Genomic DNA, 15,506 nt, shown 5'->3' with positions numbered 1-15,506 from the left:
TTCCGTGTTTTCGCTTTTTCTTATTTACTTCCCGGCAAAAAGTACGCTGAAATAGGCGCTTTCTTCCGGAAGGCTATCGTTCCTGTAGATCCTCTGGCCGCTCATGTACATCCTCTCGGCAAGGATGAAATTGCTGTAACCTTCCTTTTTCAGTTCTTCGGCCTTCTGCCGGGGCTTTCTCACCTTAAGCAGGATCCTGCAGTCCGTCTCCGAACCGTCCGAGATCTCGATTCCTCCGTTTATATAGATCCCGGCGGCAGAGGCCAGTGCCGTAATCGAACTGACGCCCGGGACCGTTTCGTATTCGATCTCCGGGTACTTTTCGTCAAGGACACTGCATAGTCTTCCGAAGGTTCCGTAGAAATTCGGGTCCCCGAGTATGCAGAATACCGCAAGGCCGTTCTTTGCCACGGGAGCGATCTTATCCGCATTCTCCTCGATGCATCTTTTGATATATTCCTGGTCGTCGGTCATTGGGAACGAGAGCACCACCGGGTCCTTCCTGTAAGGTGATATTATCTCCTTTGCGACCTTTCCGGGAACAAAGACCTGATCCGCTTCCTGGATCAGCCGTACGGCCTTTACAGTAAGAAGTTCGGGATCTCCGGGGCCGATACCCACCGCAACGAGCATCTACTCTACCTCTCCGACGATGATGTATACAGGATTGATCGGTTTGAACATGATATCGCCCACAAGTTCGTATGACCTTGACACCTGAACATGTACGACTTCCCTGAAAATTTCAAGCTCTTTCATCTTATTTACGGTCCTTGAAACTGTATCGAGGAGGACTGCGTTTACTACAATTCTTCCGGATACAACAGATTTAAGTTTTTCAAGAATAATCTCGATATTTCCGGACCCCCCGACAAAGGCACAGTCGAGAGCTCCTATGTCTTCCAGGGCGGTGGACGCCTCCCCGTGGATCAGGATGATATTTTCCCTTCCTGCCTTTTCGATCTCAGATTTTGCGTAATCTACAGCTTCGGCTCTCCTGTCTATTGCATATACGTTGCTGCACTTTTTTGATGCTTCAATAGATATCTTCGCAGTGCCGCATCCGATATCGGCCATAACGTCCCCCTCTTCAATGTTGAGCTTAAAAAGAGAAACTGCCATTATTTCGTCCTGGGTCGGTCCGCCTTTGAGTCCCATTGATAATATAATATCGGCCTGAATGAGTTAAATTGTTGGCTTTCGTGTGAAGATTTCGGTGACGTGGTATAATTGCTTTTTGCAATTCTAACAATTGGTAAAGGTTAAAGGCATTATCTGATGTATAATATAAGAATGATCGTAATTCGTAGGGAGATTTGCGGATACTGCGGAGCCTGTGTTTCAGTCTGTCCTGAGGCTGCGCTGGAACTTGTTGATGCATATCTTGAAATCGATGCGGAAAAGTGTAAAAACTGCAGGATCTGCGTAAGGGTCTGCCCTCTCGGTGCACTGGGGGTTTCGGATGAAGAGTGAATATGATGTCCTGGTGATTGGCGGGGGACCCGGCGGGGCGCTCGCTGCAAAGACCGCAGTCGAATCCGGACTTACCGCCTGTATTATCGAAAAAAGACCGGCAATCGGCGCACCTGTCAGGTGTGCGGAGGGTATCGGGGAGGATTTGATCTCGGAATTTTTCGATGAAGTAGACCCCAAGTGGATCTCGGCAAAGATCGAACGGGCCAAGATAATCGCTCCGGATGGCTCTTCTTTCTACCTGGACCCTGCAATGGCAGGCAATGAAGTGGGATATGTTCTGGATCGTAAATTTTTCGATCGCGATCTTGTCTGGCAGGCTGTAGATGCGGGTGCCGAATGTTATGTGCGGGCCCGTGCTGTGGATGCGATTGTCGAGGACGGCTATGTAAAGGGCGCTGTCATCGAATACGGGGGAGAAAGATACGAGGTCCGTGCGAAGGTCGTAATTGCGGCTGACGGTGTCGAATCGAAGTTCTCAAGGTACTGCGGGATCGATACGACTGTTCCGCTCAGGGAACTTGAAACCTGTGCACAGTATCTCATGACCAATATCGATATCGAGCCCGGTGTAACGGTCTTCTATGTCGGAAGAGATGTGGCTCCCGAAGGCTACATCTGGATATTTCCGAAGGGCGAGAGATCCGCGAATGTCGGCATAGGCATCTCGGGAACCCAGTCCAAAGACGGAAAAAGGGCGAAGGATTACCTCGATAAGTACGTTAAGGAGAACTTCCCCGAAGGAAAGGTCATCGAGTTGATAATCGGCGGTGTCTCGGTATGCGAACCCCTTGAGTGCACTGTTGCAAACGGGCTTATAGTCGTCGGTGATGCGGCAAGGCTCAGCGACCCCATAACAGGCGGCGGCATATACAATGCAATGTATTCGGGTAAACTTGCAGCCGAGGTTGCGGCAGAGTGTATTGCGAATAATGACTGGAGCAGGGATGCTCTTATGAAATATGATGAAACCTGGCGTGAATCAAGGCTTGGAAAGGCTCTCCAGCGCAACTACCAGATTAAGGAGATCTTTGTAAAACTTGACGACAACCAGTTAAATGCAATCCTGAATTCGGTCAACAATCTCGCGATGAAGGAGTTCTCTACTCTTACCCTGATCAAGGAGCTGATGAGGCTCAATCCCAAGGTGCTTAAGGATCTTAAAGGGCTTAAGAAATATTTTGAATAAATAAAATCCTGAAAAATATTTTTTTATTCTGTTATTAATTAAAAAACCGTATTATTTCGTTCCTTTCAGCTGCTTGTTAAGGATCTTCATGCACTTCTCTTCGGAGTCTTTCTTGGTGAACACGATAATCGTGTCGTCCGGCTGAATGGTGATCGTGCCGCTAGGAATTATCAGGCCTTTCCCGTCTCTCTTGATTGCAATAAAGACAAAATCCTTGACCTCTAATTCTCTAATCTCGTGATCTACGAACGGTGCATTCTTTTCGACCGTAATCTCAAATATCGTTCCGCCGGGTATTGACGCAAGCTGCTGCATGTCAGGGTTTTCTGACCAGTAGTAGAGCCTTTTTGCGACAAGTTCGTCCGGATTCTCGCTGATAATCACGCCGACTTCCTTGAATAATTCGGAGTGCTCGATCTCGTTTACGATGGAGATCAGGCTCTTTACATTGAATCTCTTGGCCAGCCAGCATGTCATGAGATTGACGGCATCGTCGCTCGTAGTGGTTACGACCGCATCGGCACGGTCGATTCCTGCATCTTCCAGGATCGCCCTGTTCGTTGAATTACCTGTAATTGCCAGGACATCGTAATGCTCGAGAATTTCGTTGCATCTCTCCTCGTCTTTGTCGATTACGACGACGCTGTCGCCGTGCTCGGCTGCTGTTGCGACAAGGTTTTTCCCGATTCCGCCAAGGCCGATAATTATGATATACATCTCAATTCACATATTCTCCGTGACCATAGATATAATCTATGAAATCAAATATTACTATTTAAGTGATTTGTGGGATAGATGAAGCCGGAAAAGGTTCGGTATTGGGTCCGATGGTAATCGGCGGGGTTGCAGGAAAAGATCTCTCAGAGTTCGTGAAGAAGGGTTTTGCCGATTCGAAGACTCTCTCTCCCCGGCGGCGCGAGCAGTTTTACGAAGAGATTGTTGCGGAATTTAAAACAACGACGGTCGTTCTGTCTGCGGCGATGATAGACGAACTCCGTTCCTCCATGACAATGAACGAGATTGTTGCCCGTTCGCATGCACGTGCGATTACGGATCTCATGCCTGATACGGCATATGTCGACGCCTGCGATGTAAATGAGGTAAGGTACGCTGAGACGATCTCGGGCTTCCTGAAGAACGACATTGCCATAGTGTCGAAGCATAAGGCGGACGATCTCTATGCAGTCGTGAGTGCGGCCAGCATCGTTGCGAAGGTCACCCGCGACAGGATGATCGAAGACCTGAAATCCCAATGGGGTAATATCGGCAGTGGTTACCCGTCCGATCCCGATACCATTGCCTTCCTTAAGCGTTATATCGAAGAAAGAGGGGAGCCTCCGTCAATAGCACGAATGAGCTGGAAGACGATCTCGAATATGATGGCTAAAAAAAACCAGAAGAAATTATTTGAGTTCTGATTTCAGGTAGTTTGTGGAAATGTTTCTTCGCTCAGACACATCGCTGGCAACCCCTCGCCGCGGGCCGCCAGGCAGGCCCGCGGATCGGCCCCGGCCTCGCGGCCTCTCTATAGCGATAAACCACTCAGGGGACAGGCGAGTGTCCCCCGAGCGGAGAGACGCGGTAAGCTCATAACACTTGCCGGGCGTCTTTCTCCCAGAGGAATTCTTTCATGTGCCGGTGGTGGAATTATGTGGGAATATTATTCCTGAAAAATGAATTCAGGACAAGGGATCTAAAGAATCTCAATCAGGATTTCCAGACAAAACCAAATAAACAGCCCATGGGACCCTTGCCGGTCCCCTGGGCGTGCCGTTGGAAGATTATCTTAGGGCAAGGCCCCTGGGCAGGGGCCGTCCGACGGCTTTTGGCCGGTGGTGCCTGGGGTCGCCTGAGAAAGATCTGAGACAGCAAAGAGCCAAAAAGTTTGTTGAAATTTGGGTGTGGGATCTAAAGGGTCCAAACTCTGATTTTTATAGCAAATCAACAAAAATCACTGATGAGTATAGAATGTCCGAAGATTTGATTAGTGAAGCACCGGTGAAGAAGATCGTCTGGGAGAAAAAGATCCCGTTGTTTTCAAATACCGTAGTCATAAAACAGCTCGCAATGGTTATCATTATTCCGGCATTTTTTTTAATGATCTTCCTGATTGTCCTTGACCCGGATATGATCGTGGAGGCATTTATGGTATTCGTTCTCCTGCTCGGAATATTTGCAGTACTTACCGTCATCGCAATGGGGATGATCCATGCAGCTACAAAGGGAGGGCTTTCAGCCACCTTCAGTCTTGATGATAAAGGAATGTACTACGATGCCGGCAAAAACTCCAGGGCTCTGAATAAGATTACGATGACGGGCGGAATCATGGCGGGCTCCCCGGCGCTTCTCGGCGGAAGCATGATTAATATCTCAAGGGAATCGGAATCTATGGCATGGAGCGACGTTAAAAAGATCACCGCCTACGATTCCCAGAAGACGATAGTCGCGTACAGGAAGTCCCTGATAAGCCCGGTAGGTCTCTTCTGCACCGATGAAAATTATGAAGAAGTGCTGGATTTCATCACCCGGCATCTCCCTTCCGGAGTCAATCTCAAAAGATCCTGAGATCTGCGAATGTACCGGAAATTCCGCCGGCAGGAAAATATTATATGTTCTCTTCTTTGCATCCTGCCAAACTATTTCAGAATGGAATTAAAACATTAATGATAAGATGAGCGACCTGATAACACTTAACTGGATATTCATAATTTTATTCATTGTGGCGCTGTATCTTGCAGTGATCTCATATATCAAATCCAATAACCTGTGGGAGAAGCATATCACTTTCTTCGGGCCTTTTCTCGCGTTGAAGACCGATAATGTCCGCTTTTTGGACTGGTTCAGGAACTATACCGGTTTCTTCAGGATATACGGAACAATCGGGGCCATTGTTGTCGCGGTGGTCTCCGTATTCTTCTCGGTCCTGATGATCTTTTCATTCCTGTTCTACCTGAAGGAGACACCGCCTAACACCGAGATCTTCCATGCTACAAATCTCCTCGCGATTCCGGGAGTGAACGATTTCATTCCTCTTACATTCGCGGTGATATTCGGGCTTGTCTTTGCAATGGCGATTCATGAACTCGGCCACGGTATCCTTGCCCGGGTCGAGGATATGAGGGTGAAGAGCACCGGGCTGCTATTCTTCGTCATTCCTATCGGGGCGTTCGTCGAACCTGACGAAGAAGATGTCGAGAAGTCGAGAGGAATGCCGAAGATAAGAATGTTCGGGGCAGGTATCACCAACAATCTCGTCGTCTCCCTGATCTGCCTCGTCCTGCTCGCAGGCCTTGTAGGTATGCTTACTCCTTCGGATTCGGCGTACATCTACGGCGTTCATACCGGGTATCCTGCCTATAATGCATCTGTTCCTCCCGATTCGCTGATTCTTGCGATCGACGGGGAGACAGTCTCCAGCTATATGGACGTGAGCAGAATCCTGAACGGCACGAGTCCGGGTGATACGATCTCCCTGTCGATCCTGAATTCAGGGGAGGAGTCGTTATACAATATTACTCTCTCCGAATGGCCCGAAGGTTCAGGCGCAAAGGATTCGGGATTCATGGGAATCTCGTATTATAACAACCAGGTAATCAGTGACACATTCAGTGCATACACTCTCAGTCCTCTCGGGCCGATGTTCCTGAGTTACATCCCGATCAACGTATTCATGGGCGACGATACCTCGGGTCTCGGTTTCCTCCTGATAGACAGGCCCTATCAGGTTGCGTGGAACGAGCCATTCCCTGGATACTTCCAGGTTCTGCAGGTGGTCTTTTGGCTGTTCTGGTGGAATTTTGTTCTCGGAACATTCAACGCCCTTCCGCTCGTCCCACTCGACGGCGGGTACATTCTTCGCGAGGCTGCCGACAGGTTTGCGGAGAGGATCGGCCGTCCGTCTCTCGGGAAGGTCATCTCTGGTGCTGTAATATTTATCGTGCTCTTCGCACTGATCGGAACGATATTCATTGGTGTACTGGCCGATGCAGGGATATCGTTTTCAGTCTGATCCTGGGAAAAATACAACTCTTTTCTTATTATCGATCTGTCTGCTTACGGATTATAGAAAACGTCCGTGGAGTCCTTATAAGAACTTTAGGATCTTTTATATCGCAAAATAGAATCGGTTATCCGGAGGATTAACAGATTTTAAGGGATTTGGATCAATATTCCGTAATAACCTCCATCCCAGTAAAGTGTTTTATTTGAATACTCTTTTCGTATTTCTTCGGCTTTATTTGATCCTACACTTATACTATTTACAAATTTTGTTTCAGCGCCGTCAAACCCTTCTTCGCCGATAGGATTCACACCTTTAAACAGTTCTCTTAATTCAGGAGATTTTTTGAAATCTTCTTCCGTTAAATAGGTCAATGTTCTGTTCTCTACATCAGTCAGGTTGCTGTTTATCTCGATCAGATCCACCTGGTACGGATCACCTAAAACCAACCAAATTATCGGCACCATATAGGTATAAACCACCAGAGCAACGAATAAAACACCGATAATCGTTACGGCAATTTTTGTTCTGCCTTCCATTGTTTGCTTCACATCCTCATATGCTGATTAAAATGAATTTGTAATGAACAAAATAGTTCAGATTACAAATTCTATCTTTTTTGTTCTATCACATTCTAAGCCAGACCGGCAATATTGCCTTTTACTTCATTTATCGCTCCTGCATTATTACAATCTGTGTCGCCATGATAGCTTGGGGATGAATATTCCCAGGTGTTTTGAGGATTCCCTATGTAAAGACTACGCATAACAGTCCATTTTCCAATATGATTTTCATACCAGAAGTAAGCCTGATTCGTCCCACCTGAATTTTCATGATTTGCGTTGAAGATATGTCCAAATTCATGGATCATGCAATAGACTCTCGCATGATATGAACCGTCATAAGTGAAATCGCTGGAGTCACCTACCATCTGCGACCAGGCATACCGACAGTAATTGCGGGTATTCGGGTTTGCATAATTATCATAGCCCCACGCTGCACCTTGTACTCCTCCGCTTCTGTCGTTTCCGCCGAGGTATATCGCAATATCAGCATTTTCGCTATCAAGATATGATGGAGTGAACGTTTCAAAAAATAAACCAAGAGGATCTGAATATTTTCTGTTATCACCGGATAAACTTGCCATTTTAACTGAATCCGAATCATACTTTACAACATTCAGGTATACACCAATATCCGGCCTTTCATACTGATATGCTGCCTGAGCCATGTAACTTTGTGCAGCAGAAACCCAGTTTGATTCAAGTTCATCAAATTCTTCGTCTGTTGCAACAAGTACATATACATATGCCCAGCTTTTAGCTGAACTCGTTGATTCTGTATTTTCTACAGGTTGATATGTTCCAGATAAATTTATGTTTGGAAGTGGTGTTACATCTAAATCAATACGGGATGGTTTTTCGGCCTGCTTTACGTCCTTTGATGAATACACTATATGTAGAGGCATTGCTGTCTTCATAGCATATTCCTTATTCTGTACAGGTTTTATATAGATGATTTCATCTTGAAGCTGGATAGTACCATAAACAAGATTTTTATCAAATGTAAATATCGCAACCGAATCATCTAACCCTTCAATACTTCCGGAGTATGAATCGATACCATCATCAATATTTTCAAAATTCATTCTTCCAAGAGTCATTGTATACTCTTTATCGTAAATTGTCACTTTCAACGAATTTTTTTGATCGGTTTTCATAGCAACCTGATCGAATTGGACGATATCGTACCTTTCAATTCTTGAGGGAATGTTTAACTTCCCATATTCCTTTGCCAATGAATCGGCAGTTTTGCTACTGGATAACACATTATTCTGAAAATCATTGGTATAACCGACTATTTCAAAAATTGCTTGAGAATTAGTCGGTTCTTCTATACTTTCATTCTGTTCTTCTGCACTAACAACCGGAACTATCATCGCCCCTACGAGTGCCAATACAATTAGCAGGCTCAAAGCCCGCATTCCTTTCTTTGCTTTCATTTTTTCGTCTCCATTCATAAATTAGAACCCGGAAAAATAGAGGGAAATTGGACTTGTGTGATCATGTGAAGTCTTAGGCATCCTCTGAGATTTCAGGTTCCTGCGGGGTAATTCCCTGAACAGAACAACAGGTATGCAAACTTTAATCAGCATTGACGCTGACAAAGATGAATGCCGGTTGCATTTGCCGGCGGACTAATGGGGAGATAAGGAACGAAGTTGACTGCTCTGACCTTTCTTCCCTAATGTTTCCGACGAGTTAATATTTCAGGAAAGCTCGGGTGAAAGATTGTTCTGACACCCGGTCCCCAATTAAGAATTGGCAAAAACTCTCTTATAAAAACTTTCACCATGCTCTTGAACAATTAATGATAATAACCAGAGAATAATGTTTGATTAAAAGATTTTAATATTCATATTATAAATTAATACTAAATAGACTTTTTTTTGTATTAATAATAGGGATATGTTCTTGAAATTTTTTCTGCGCGGATGCTATTTCAAAGACTTCAAGGAATACTATATCATGACTTCTGAAACACCGAAGGAAGACTCTTTTTCTTCATTACTCCCGGCAATGTCATTCCTTATCAGATCAGACATGATCACCGGGAGATCATTACCCCTTTTTTGAGATCTAGATGCGGCCTGAAAACCTGCAATTTAGGCTTTTTTTTGCTTTTTACACGGAGTTTTGAAGGTCAAAAATAAATATCGCCAATATGGAGTTTTTACGGTGATTAAAGCACGGATCGCATAGATATAACGGCATGCTATTGGCCTGTTTTTTCCGGACGATGCTCACATCGGATCAAAGGGAGATCGTGGATTCTGAGGCTTCTGTGTGGATGCCGAAAACCGTGTTTTTGCCGATTTTTATGGCCTATTTAAGCTTTACTTTACCAGTTTGGCAGATATAAAAAAAACAGGTTTCACAATTTTTGGCAACTCCTCGCCGCGAGCCGCACAGCAGGCTCGCAGGTCGGCCTGACCTTGGGGCCTCTCATTGCGATAAGCCACTCAGGGGATAGACGAGTATCTCCTGAGTGGCGGAACGCGGTAAATTCATGGCGTGTACAGAACGGAATGTACTTAGCAAACTAAATTCAACAGCCCGGGGGGCCCTTGTCGGTCCCAAGGGCGTGCAGTGGGAAGATTATCTTAAGGCAAGGCCCCTGGGCATGGGCCGTCCGGCGGCCTGGCTGCCGGTGGTGCCCGGGGTCGCCGCCGGAGGAAGACATAAGATAGCAAAAAGAATCAACAGCCCGGTTGCCTGAGTAAGATATGTAAACAATAAAACAGTGCAGGTATGTAACAGGGTTTAAAAAAAGATTAGGATTTATCTTCTTCCGGCTTATCCGACCCTATGGGATCTTCGACCTCGGGTACCGCATCCGTCCTGATCTCTTTGATCGTACTCTCGATTGTCTTTACAAATTCGGTCGCATCTTCTACCTCGACATCCGAGGGCGGCTTTCCGAGGATCGAGTCGTCAAGTTTGTACTCTTTCCACGTTTCGTCCGTGAACTCTTCCTCCTCCGCTCCCAGGAATTTTGCGCTCTGCCTGATCAGTCCCGAGAGCTCGAACGGGAAGATGATCTTCGTCGCCTGCCCGTCAGCCATCTGCTTGAGAGCGTCGAGGGAGAGAACAGTAATTGCCTTCTTGTCGAGCGGCCGCGATCCCAGTGAGAGTATCCTGAGACCCTGCGCCTGTCCCTGTGCCTCGAGTATCTTTGATTTTCTCTCTCCTTCCGCACGAAGGATCTTGCTCTGCCGTTCTCCTTCAGCCTCCAGGATCATCGACTGGCGCTTACCTTCGGCGCTGAGGATGGCTGCTCTCTTCTCGCCGTCCGCTCTCAATATTGCGGCTCTCCTCTCTCTTTCAGCAGCAGTCTGCTCGGTCATTGCCTGCTTGACCGCCCCGACCGGATCTACTTCCCTGATCTCGACCCTTTCGACTTTGACTCCCCACTGGTCGGTCTCCCTGTCCAAAGAGTCCCTCAGCCTGTTGTTGATAAGCTCCCTGTTGTAGAGAATTTCGTCGAGTTCGAGATCGCCGATAATTCCCCTGAGGCTTGTCTGTGCAAGCGCGACGGTGGCCATCTTATAATTGGATACTTCGAAGACTGACTTCTCGGGATCGACGACCCTGACATATACTATAGCATCAACATTTGTCGGCGAATTGTCTTTTGTTATGACTTCCTGCTGCGGGACATCCATAACCTGGGTCCTCAGGTCGACCTTTATCACTTCGGTGATAAACGGAATGACCCACCTGAACCCGGGATTGAGCCGGCCGATGTACTGGCCCAGTCTTATCTGTAGTGCCTGTTCGTACGGCTGAATTATCACGACTCCTTTTGCTGCAATCAGGATAATTACAAGTGCAAATATGATTATGAACAATAAATTATCAAGCATTTAATTTTCCTCTTCAACTATCACGTGCACTCCTTCCGAGGAGATTACACGGACTTTTTTTCCTTTTTCGATTATATTCTCCCTGCTTTTTGCGCTCCATTCAACGTTGTCGATCTCGACCTTCCCGGAGATTGAGTCCGGTATTACAGTCTCCCTGACAATGCCGGTTTTTCCCGTGAGCGAGTCCCTGCTTATCGTTATCGGAACAACTCCTTCAGGGGTAAGATGGCTGTATATCCATATGGAGATGGCGCTGGAGACAATTACGATTATAATTCCTATAATAATAATCATCGACGACTGGAAGATTCCCGGAAAAAGCAGGGCGATTACCCCGAGAATAATCAGTGTGGTTCCGGGGACCGCAAGAAAAAAACCCGGATTATAGGCTTCGATTAACAGTAATATAAGGCCGATCGCTATGATCGTCCATCCAATGATGCTAATGTCAATCATCATCAAAGATAATGTATTAGCAGGATATATTAAGTCTCGTCCCGCTCTGTTTTACTTCACAAGGCAGGCGATCCTCGATCCTTTCGGGATGCCGATATCCTCTGCAATCGGTTCGCATTTGACCATCATGAGATAAGCTACAGGGGGAAGACTATGGGTCTTTTTAAGCTCGCTGAGAGATTCGTAATTCGCCATGCCCTTCGAGATTATGAGATCCGCGTTCCCGATCTCTTCTTCAAGCTCTTTCGGGATTAACGAGAGATTCACCCCGAGTTCAGCGATCTCTTCCGTATTTGTCAGGACTTTGTCTGCGATTTTATCAAGGCCGAGTTCAATGGCATCTTTCATTGTCGCATCGTTGATTATCGGATTTCTCCTGACAACGACGACAACTCTTGCGCCGTTCTCCTTAAGATATTTTATAAGAAGCCTGTCGAAGACAATCTCGCCCGAGTTGTCGCAGAGATATAATATATTCCTGCAGAGAGGTTCGAAGTCCGCAATATTCTCTACAGTAAAACCCTTTGAAAATTCCTCCCGGAAGAACTCATAGAGATTGCCCGTTACCTCATGCTCAAGCGAACCGTAGTCCAGGGTGTTCCCTATGGATGCAGCCAGACAATAGTCGTGCAGTGAAACAAGTTCTTTTTCAATTTTTTCCTCGAGTTCAAGGGCGTCTTTATTGTTCATCTCCTTGATCTTCCTGTAAGGATCGGAATTGCCGAGAATACTGCACGCGTGGCGGTGGAGTGCGCTCGAGATTTCCGGTGCGGGTCCTGCATGTTTTTTTGCTTCGGACACCATTCTTCTGCAATCCTCAACCGCCTGCCTGATGACGTTTTCGTCGTCTGTAACCAGCCTGCATTCATATTCTATCCTCCCCAGCAGGCATTCGGAGCATCTCTCTGACATCAGCATGTAATTCACTTGTTCTATTGAATGGTACGTATCATAAAATCTCTGCAATAATCTGTTAAAAAAACGAATGGGGCCACTGCGATTCGAACGCAGGTCAGAAGACCCCCAGTCTCCTAGGATGGTCCAGGCTACCCTATGGCCCCTTAATCTTTGACAGTATATATTAGATGAAACTCTTTATTTAACTTATCTTTTCGTTTCAGAAGAAAATTAAATTTTATTTTTCTTGAAGTCGTTTACATTCTTTGTAAGCGCTTCGATCTCCCCGCAGGTTACGGTCATCGTATTGTTCAGCTCGTCAACTTCATCCAGAAGCTGATAGATTCTCCTCTGCATCAGGTATAGCAGAAACAGCAGAAATACAATTACGATTCCGAAAAGAATGATCAGGTACGAAACAAACTCAAACTCCATCTTTTAATCCCCTCTTTTTGTCATAGAACGTGCCAGTCTGTCGAGGAACTTGTCCTCTTTCTTCTTTTTTAAACTATCCGCATCAAATTCCATTCCCGCCAGCCTGGCCGCAATCCTCTTTATCTCGACGGATGCAGGCGAATCAGGGTACCTGATAATAATCGGCTGGCGGTAGGCCGCGGATCTCCTTACATTCGGATCTTCCGGGACGACCCCGATAAGATCCAGATCCAGAACCTCCCGAATCTTCTTTACACTCACCTCGGTATTTTCAAATGTCGCACGATTCAATATAAACCCTTTGACTTTTCCCCCGATGAGTTCTGTAAGAATCTTCGTCTTCAGGGCATCGACCATCGACGAGAGTTCAGGATTGATCACAAGAATCACCTCGTCAGCAATTGCCAGCGGGATTACCCCGTCCCTGCTTATGCCGGCAGGTGCGTCGATGATAAGAATCTCGCAGTGGTTGATGATCTCTTTCATCACGTCCCTGAGACGCTCAGGATTTGCATCCTGGAAACCCTGCAGCGATATGCCGCTCGGAACAACTTTGACGCCTTCCGGACCGTCATATATAATGTCGGATACATGTGCCTTTCCCGCAAGCACTTCGTGCAGCGTAACCGGAACATTTTCAAGACCGAGGACTATGCCCAGATTGGCCATTCCCATATCAGCATCAAGGATATAGGTCTCTTTTCCGAAAGATGCAAGGGCCGTTCCGAGATTTACTGATAGTGTTGTCTTTCCGGTACCCCCCTTTCCAGATGCTATAGTATATGTAGTAACCATGGTTGTGCAGAGTCCGTCTCTTTACCCCTGTCTGAATTTTATTCTTAATCTAATTTATCTGACCAAATCGTTATTATAAATGCCTGTTATGAATTGAATAAAATATATGATTCTGCCCAAATAATAATTAGAATTTGATAAATACCTTAAAGAAGAATATTAACAATCAGTATATATTATTTCTGAGGTATACTCGAGATGACTGATGAAAACCCTTTGAAGACTAAAATCAGGGGATATATTGATGAAATACAATCGCTGAACGGTGTGATTGCAAGTGTCATAGTTTCTACTGACGGAAAAATAGTCGGTAAATCCAATAATTCGGATTTTCCTTCTCCTTTTCTTGGTATAACCGGTGCAACGATATTTGCCTCGTCTGAAGCGGCGTTCGGTACATTTCATATAAGCCGCCCCGATTTTATTGTGGTAGAGACGATGGAAAATGACGGACTTATGGTAATAAAAAGGGCTGGTAAAAGAAATATCATCGCCACAGTTATTAATCAATCCGTCGATATATCTTCATTCAAAAATAAACTTGCTTCAATATCTGAAAAAGTAGGGGAGGATCTCTGACATGTACGATATTCTTGTGGTGGACGACAGCCCGATGATTGTCGATGTTTTTGTCGCAATGCTGGAGCGAGGGGGATACAGGCCTACAGCGGCCTACAGCGGACCTGAATGTCTTGAGATTTTGAAGGATATGAAACCGGATCTGATCCTTCTTGATATCATGATGGAGCCGATGGACGGTTGGGAGACCCTCGAAAATATAAAGACGAACCCGGATACGAGGGATATTCCCGTTATGATGCTCACCGCAAAGCAGCTCACCCCCGAAGAGGCGCAGGAGTACGGTGCATATATAGAAGACTACGTGATGAAGCCCACCACTCACCGTCAGCTATACGAAGCAATAGAATATATTCTCAAAAGAAAGGACGAGATCTCCCAGAAGATCGAAGAGGCAAAAGAAGCCGGGATCGAGGACAGGATTATCGAGGAATATGAACGTCTCAGCAAGAGTGTCGATGTATCCCGCCGTTTGCTGAAAATACTCGAGTCTACCTACAATATCAGCAACGACGAGCTAAAGGTCGGCGAAAATATCGCGCAGGCGATAAAAAGTATGGAGATGTCGATCAATCTCCAGGAAGAACGACTGAAGCAGATAAAAAAGACATTTATCCCCTGAATGCCGATTTTTTATTATATGTCTCTTTTTACCTCTGATTTTTTCAATCCACGTATATTTTTTTCAGCACCTGGAAAGTCGTTTTTAATGCCTTCTTGCGCGGAAGGATTCTCAAAAACCCGTCGTTTCACATTTTTAATATTTAATGCGGGGATAAGTTTAAGTGCTTTCAATGCATTGTAATAATGCTGATTGGAGATACTAATGGGCCTGTAGCTCAGTTAGGCAGAGCGCCTGGCTTTTAACCAGGTGGTCGGGGGTTCAAATCCCTCCGGGCCCGTTAACACGATTTACTCGTGTGGCTGAGTACATGTTTTTTTAGCGGTGATACATCTGAAAAAGATTAATACATATGGCAGGGGCAAAAGATGAGCACCAATTTTTCTGTTATTGGACACATGATGGTTCCAGACCATCAGATTATGAGCGTGGAGGAAGTAGAAGAGCTTCTGAACTCCTACAAGATCACCCGCGACCAGCTTCCTAAGATTTACCATGATGATCCGGCGGTAAAGGAAATTGGCGCAAAGATCAATGATGTAATCAGAATTGTTCGCAACAGTCAGACTGCGGGGCGTGCTGAAGCGTATCGTCAGGTTGTAAAAAGGCCTAAGAAATAAAAACTATCCGGGTG

At 45.8% G+C, this 15,506-nt stretch carries 19 protein-coding genes and 2 tRNA genes; 10 read left to right on the top strand and 11 right to left on the bottom strand.

Going from position 1 to position 15,506, the window contains the following annotated elements; genetic code table 11:
- Positions 1–24: 24 nt before the first annotated feature.
- Positions 25–633: a cobalt-factor II C(20)-methyltransferase gene (locus MPET_RS08885; RefSeq protein ID WP_013329685.1), complete on the bottom strand. Its 609-nt coding sequence runs from the start codon at positions 631–633 to the stop codon at positions 25–27.
- Positions 634–1,167 (bottom strand): precorrin-6Y C5,15-methyltransferase (decarboxylating) subunit CbiT, encoded by a 534-nt coding sequence (gene cbiT, locus MPET_RS08880; RefSeq protein WP_263640448.1) that lies wholly within the window; start codon positions 1,165–1,167, stop codon positions 634–636.
- 126 nt (positions 1,168–1,293) lie between these two features.
- Here cbiT and MPET_RS08875 point away from each other — a divergent pair, with 126 nt between their 5' ends.
- Both MPET_RS08875 and MPET_RS08870 read left to right on the top strand, forming a co-directional pair.
- Positions 1,294–1,473, top strand: a complete 180-nt coding sequence (locus MPET_RS08875; RefSeq protein ID WP_048131081.1) for a 4Fe-4S binding protein — start codon at positions 1,294–1,296, stop codon at positions 1,471–1,473.
- Positions 1,463–2,662, top strand: coding sequence for an NAD(P)/FAD-dependent oxidoreductase (locus MPET_RS08870; RefSeq protein WP_013329682.1), 1,200 nt, complete (start codon positions 1,463–1,465; stop codon positions 2,660–2,662). The genes MPET_RS08875 and MPET_RS08870 overlap by 11 nt, the downstream gene beginning before the upstream one ends.
- A gap of 51 nt (positions 2,663–2,713) precedes the next feature.
- Here the strand turns inward: MPET_RS08870 and MPET_RS08865 are convergent, their stop codons facing one another.
- Complete coding sequence (locus MPET_RS08865) at positions 2,714–3,379, bottom strand: potassium channel family protein (RefSeq protein ID WP_013329681.1); 666 nt, start codon at positions 3,377–3,379, stop codon at positions 2,714–2,716.
- Between the two features lie 62 nt (positions 3,380–3,441).
- Between MPET_RS08865 and rnhB the strand changes: the two genes are divergently transcribed.
- From rnhB to MPET_RS08845, 3 genes are all read left to right on the top strand, one after another.
- Complete coding sequence (gene rnhB, locus MPET_RS08860) at positions 3,442–4,080, top strand: ribonuclease HII (protein WP_013329680.1); 639 nt, start codon at positions 3,442–3,444, stop codon at positions 4,078–4,080.
- A 550-nt stretch (positions 4,081–4,630) separates the two neighbouring features.
- Positions 4,631–5,227: a hypothetical protein gene (locus MPET_RS08850; protein WP_013329679.1), complete on the top strand. Its 597-nt coding sequence runs from the start codon at positions 4,631–4,633 to the stop codon at positions 5,225–5,227.
- Positions 5,228–5,333: 106 nt separating this feature from the next.
- Positions 5,334–6,671, top strand: a complete 1,338-nt coding sequence (locus MPET_RS08845) for a site-2 protease family protein (protein ID WP_013329678.1) — start codon at positions 5,334–5,336, stop codon at positions 6,669–6,671.
- 140 nt (positions 6,672–6,811) lie between these two features.
- Here the strand turns inward: MPET_RS08845 and MPET_RS08840 are convergent, their stop codons facing one another.
- A complete protein-coding gene (locus MPET_RS08840) occupies positions 6,812–7,201 on the bottom strand; it encodes a hypothetical protein (RefSeq protein WP_013329677.1) in 390 nt (129 codons plus the stop codon).
- A 95-nt stretch (positions 7,202–7,296) separates the two neighbouring features.
- Entirely contained in the window at positions 7,297–8,682 is a 1,386-nt protein-coding gene (locus MPET_RS08835) for a zinc-dependent metalloprotease family protein (protein ID WP_048130797.1), read from the bottom strand.
- Positions 8,683–9,731: 1,049 nt separating this feature from the next.
- On the opposite strand from MPET_RS08835, the gene MPET_RS15165 reads away from it, so the two are divergent.
- The gene (locus MPET_RS15165) at positions 9,732–9,941 is read left to right on the top strand and encodes a hypothetical protein (protein WP_148222211.1); all 210 of its coding nucleotides are present in this window, start codon (positions 9,732–9,734) and stop codon (positions 9,939–9,941) included.
- A 55-nt stretch (positions 9,942–9,996) separates the two neighbouring features.
- Here the strand turns inward: MPET_RS15165 and MPET_RS08830 are convergent, their stop codons facing one another.
- The 6 genes from MPET_RS08830 to minD all read right to left on the bottom strand — a co-directional run bounded on the left by MPET_RS08830 (position 9,997) and on the right by minD (position 13,671).
- A complete protein-coding gene (locus MPET_RS08830; RefSeq protein ID WP_013329675.1) occupies positions 9,997–11,088 on the bottom strand; it encodes an SPFH domain-containing protein in 1,092 nt (363 codons plus the stop codon).
- Positions 11,089–11,547 carry an NfeD family protein gene (locus tag MPET_RS08825; RefSeq protein ID WP_013329674.1) on the bottom strand — a complete coding sequence of 153 codons (459 nt, stop codon included), beginning with the start codon at positions 11,545–11,547 and terminating at the stop codon, positions 11,089–11,091.
- 48 nt (positions 11,548–11,595) lie between these two features.
- On the bottom strand, positions 11,596–12,462 hold the full coding sequence (locus MPET_RS08820; RefSeq protein ID WP_013329673.1) for a damage-control phosphatase ARMT1 family protein: 867 nt from the start codon (positions 12,460–12,462) through the stop codon (positions 11,596–11,598).
- 68 nt (positions 12,463–12,530) lie between these two features.
- Positions 12,531–12,605 (bottom strand) — tRNA-Pro (locus MPET_RS08815).
- A gap of 67 nt (positions 12,606–12,672) precedes the next feature.
- On the bottom strand, positions 12,673–12,876 hold the full coding sequence (locus tag MPET_RS08810; protein WP_013329672.1) for a hypothetical protein: 204 nt from the start codon (positions 12,874–12,876) through the stop codon (positions 12,673–12,675).
- A 3-nt stretch (positions 12,877–12,879) separates the two neighbouring features.
- Entirely contained in the window at positions 12,880–13,671 is a 792-nt protein-coding gene (minD, locus tag MPET_RS08805; protein WP_013329671.1) for a cell division ATPase MinD, read from the bottom strand.
- Positions 13,672–13,869: 198 nt separating this feature from the next.
- On the opposite strand from minD, the gene MPET_RS08800 reads away from it, so the two are divergent.
- From MPET_RS08800 to MPET_RS08780, 4 genes are all read left to right on the top strand, one after another.
- Entirely contained in the window at positions 13,870–14,250 is a 381-nt protein-coding gene (locus MPET_RS08800; RefSeq protein WP_013329670.1) for a roadblock/LC7 domain-containing protein, read from the top strand.
- Position 14,251: 1 nt separating this feature from the next.
- A complete protein-coding gene (locus MPET_RS08795) occupies positions 14,252–14,872 on the top strand; it encodes a response regulator (RefSeq protein ID WP_013329669.1) in 621 nt (206 codons plus the stop codon).
- 206 nt (positions 14,873–15,078) lie between these two features.
- Positions 15,079–15,152 (top strand) — tRNA-Lys (locus MPET_RS08785).
- Between the two features lie 88 nt (positions 15,153–15,240).
- Entirely contained in the window at positions 15,241–15,492 is a 252-nt protein-coding gene (locus MPET_RS08780) for a DNA-directed RNA polymerase subunit H (protein ID WP_013329668.1), read from the top strand.
- Positions 15,493–15,506 lie beyond the last annotated feature (14 nt).

This window comes from Methanolacinia petrolearia DSM 11571 (assembly GCF_000147875.1).
GTDB lineage: Archaea > Halobacteriota > Methanomicrobia > Methanomicrobiales > Methanomicrobiaceae > Methanolacinia > Methanolacinia petrolearia.
The sequence above is the reverse complement of the archived record's forward strand: the minus strand, read 5'-3'. Positions and strand labels throughout refer to the sequence as shown.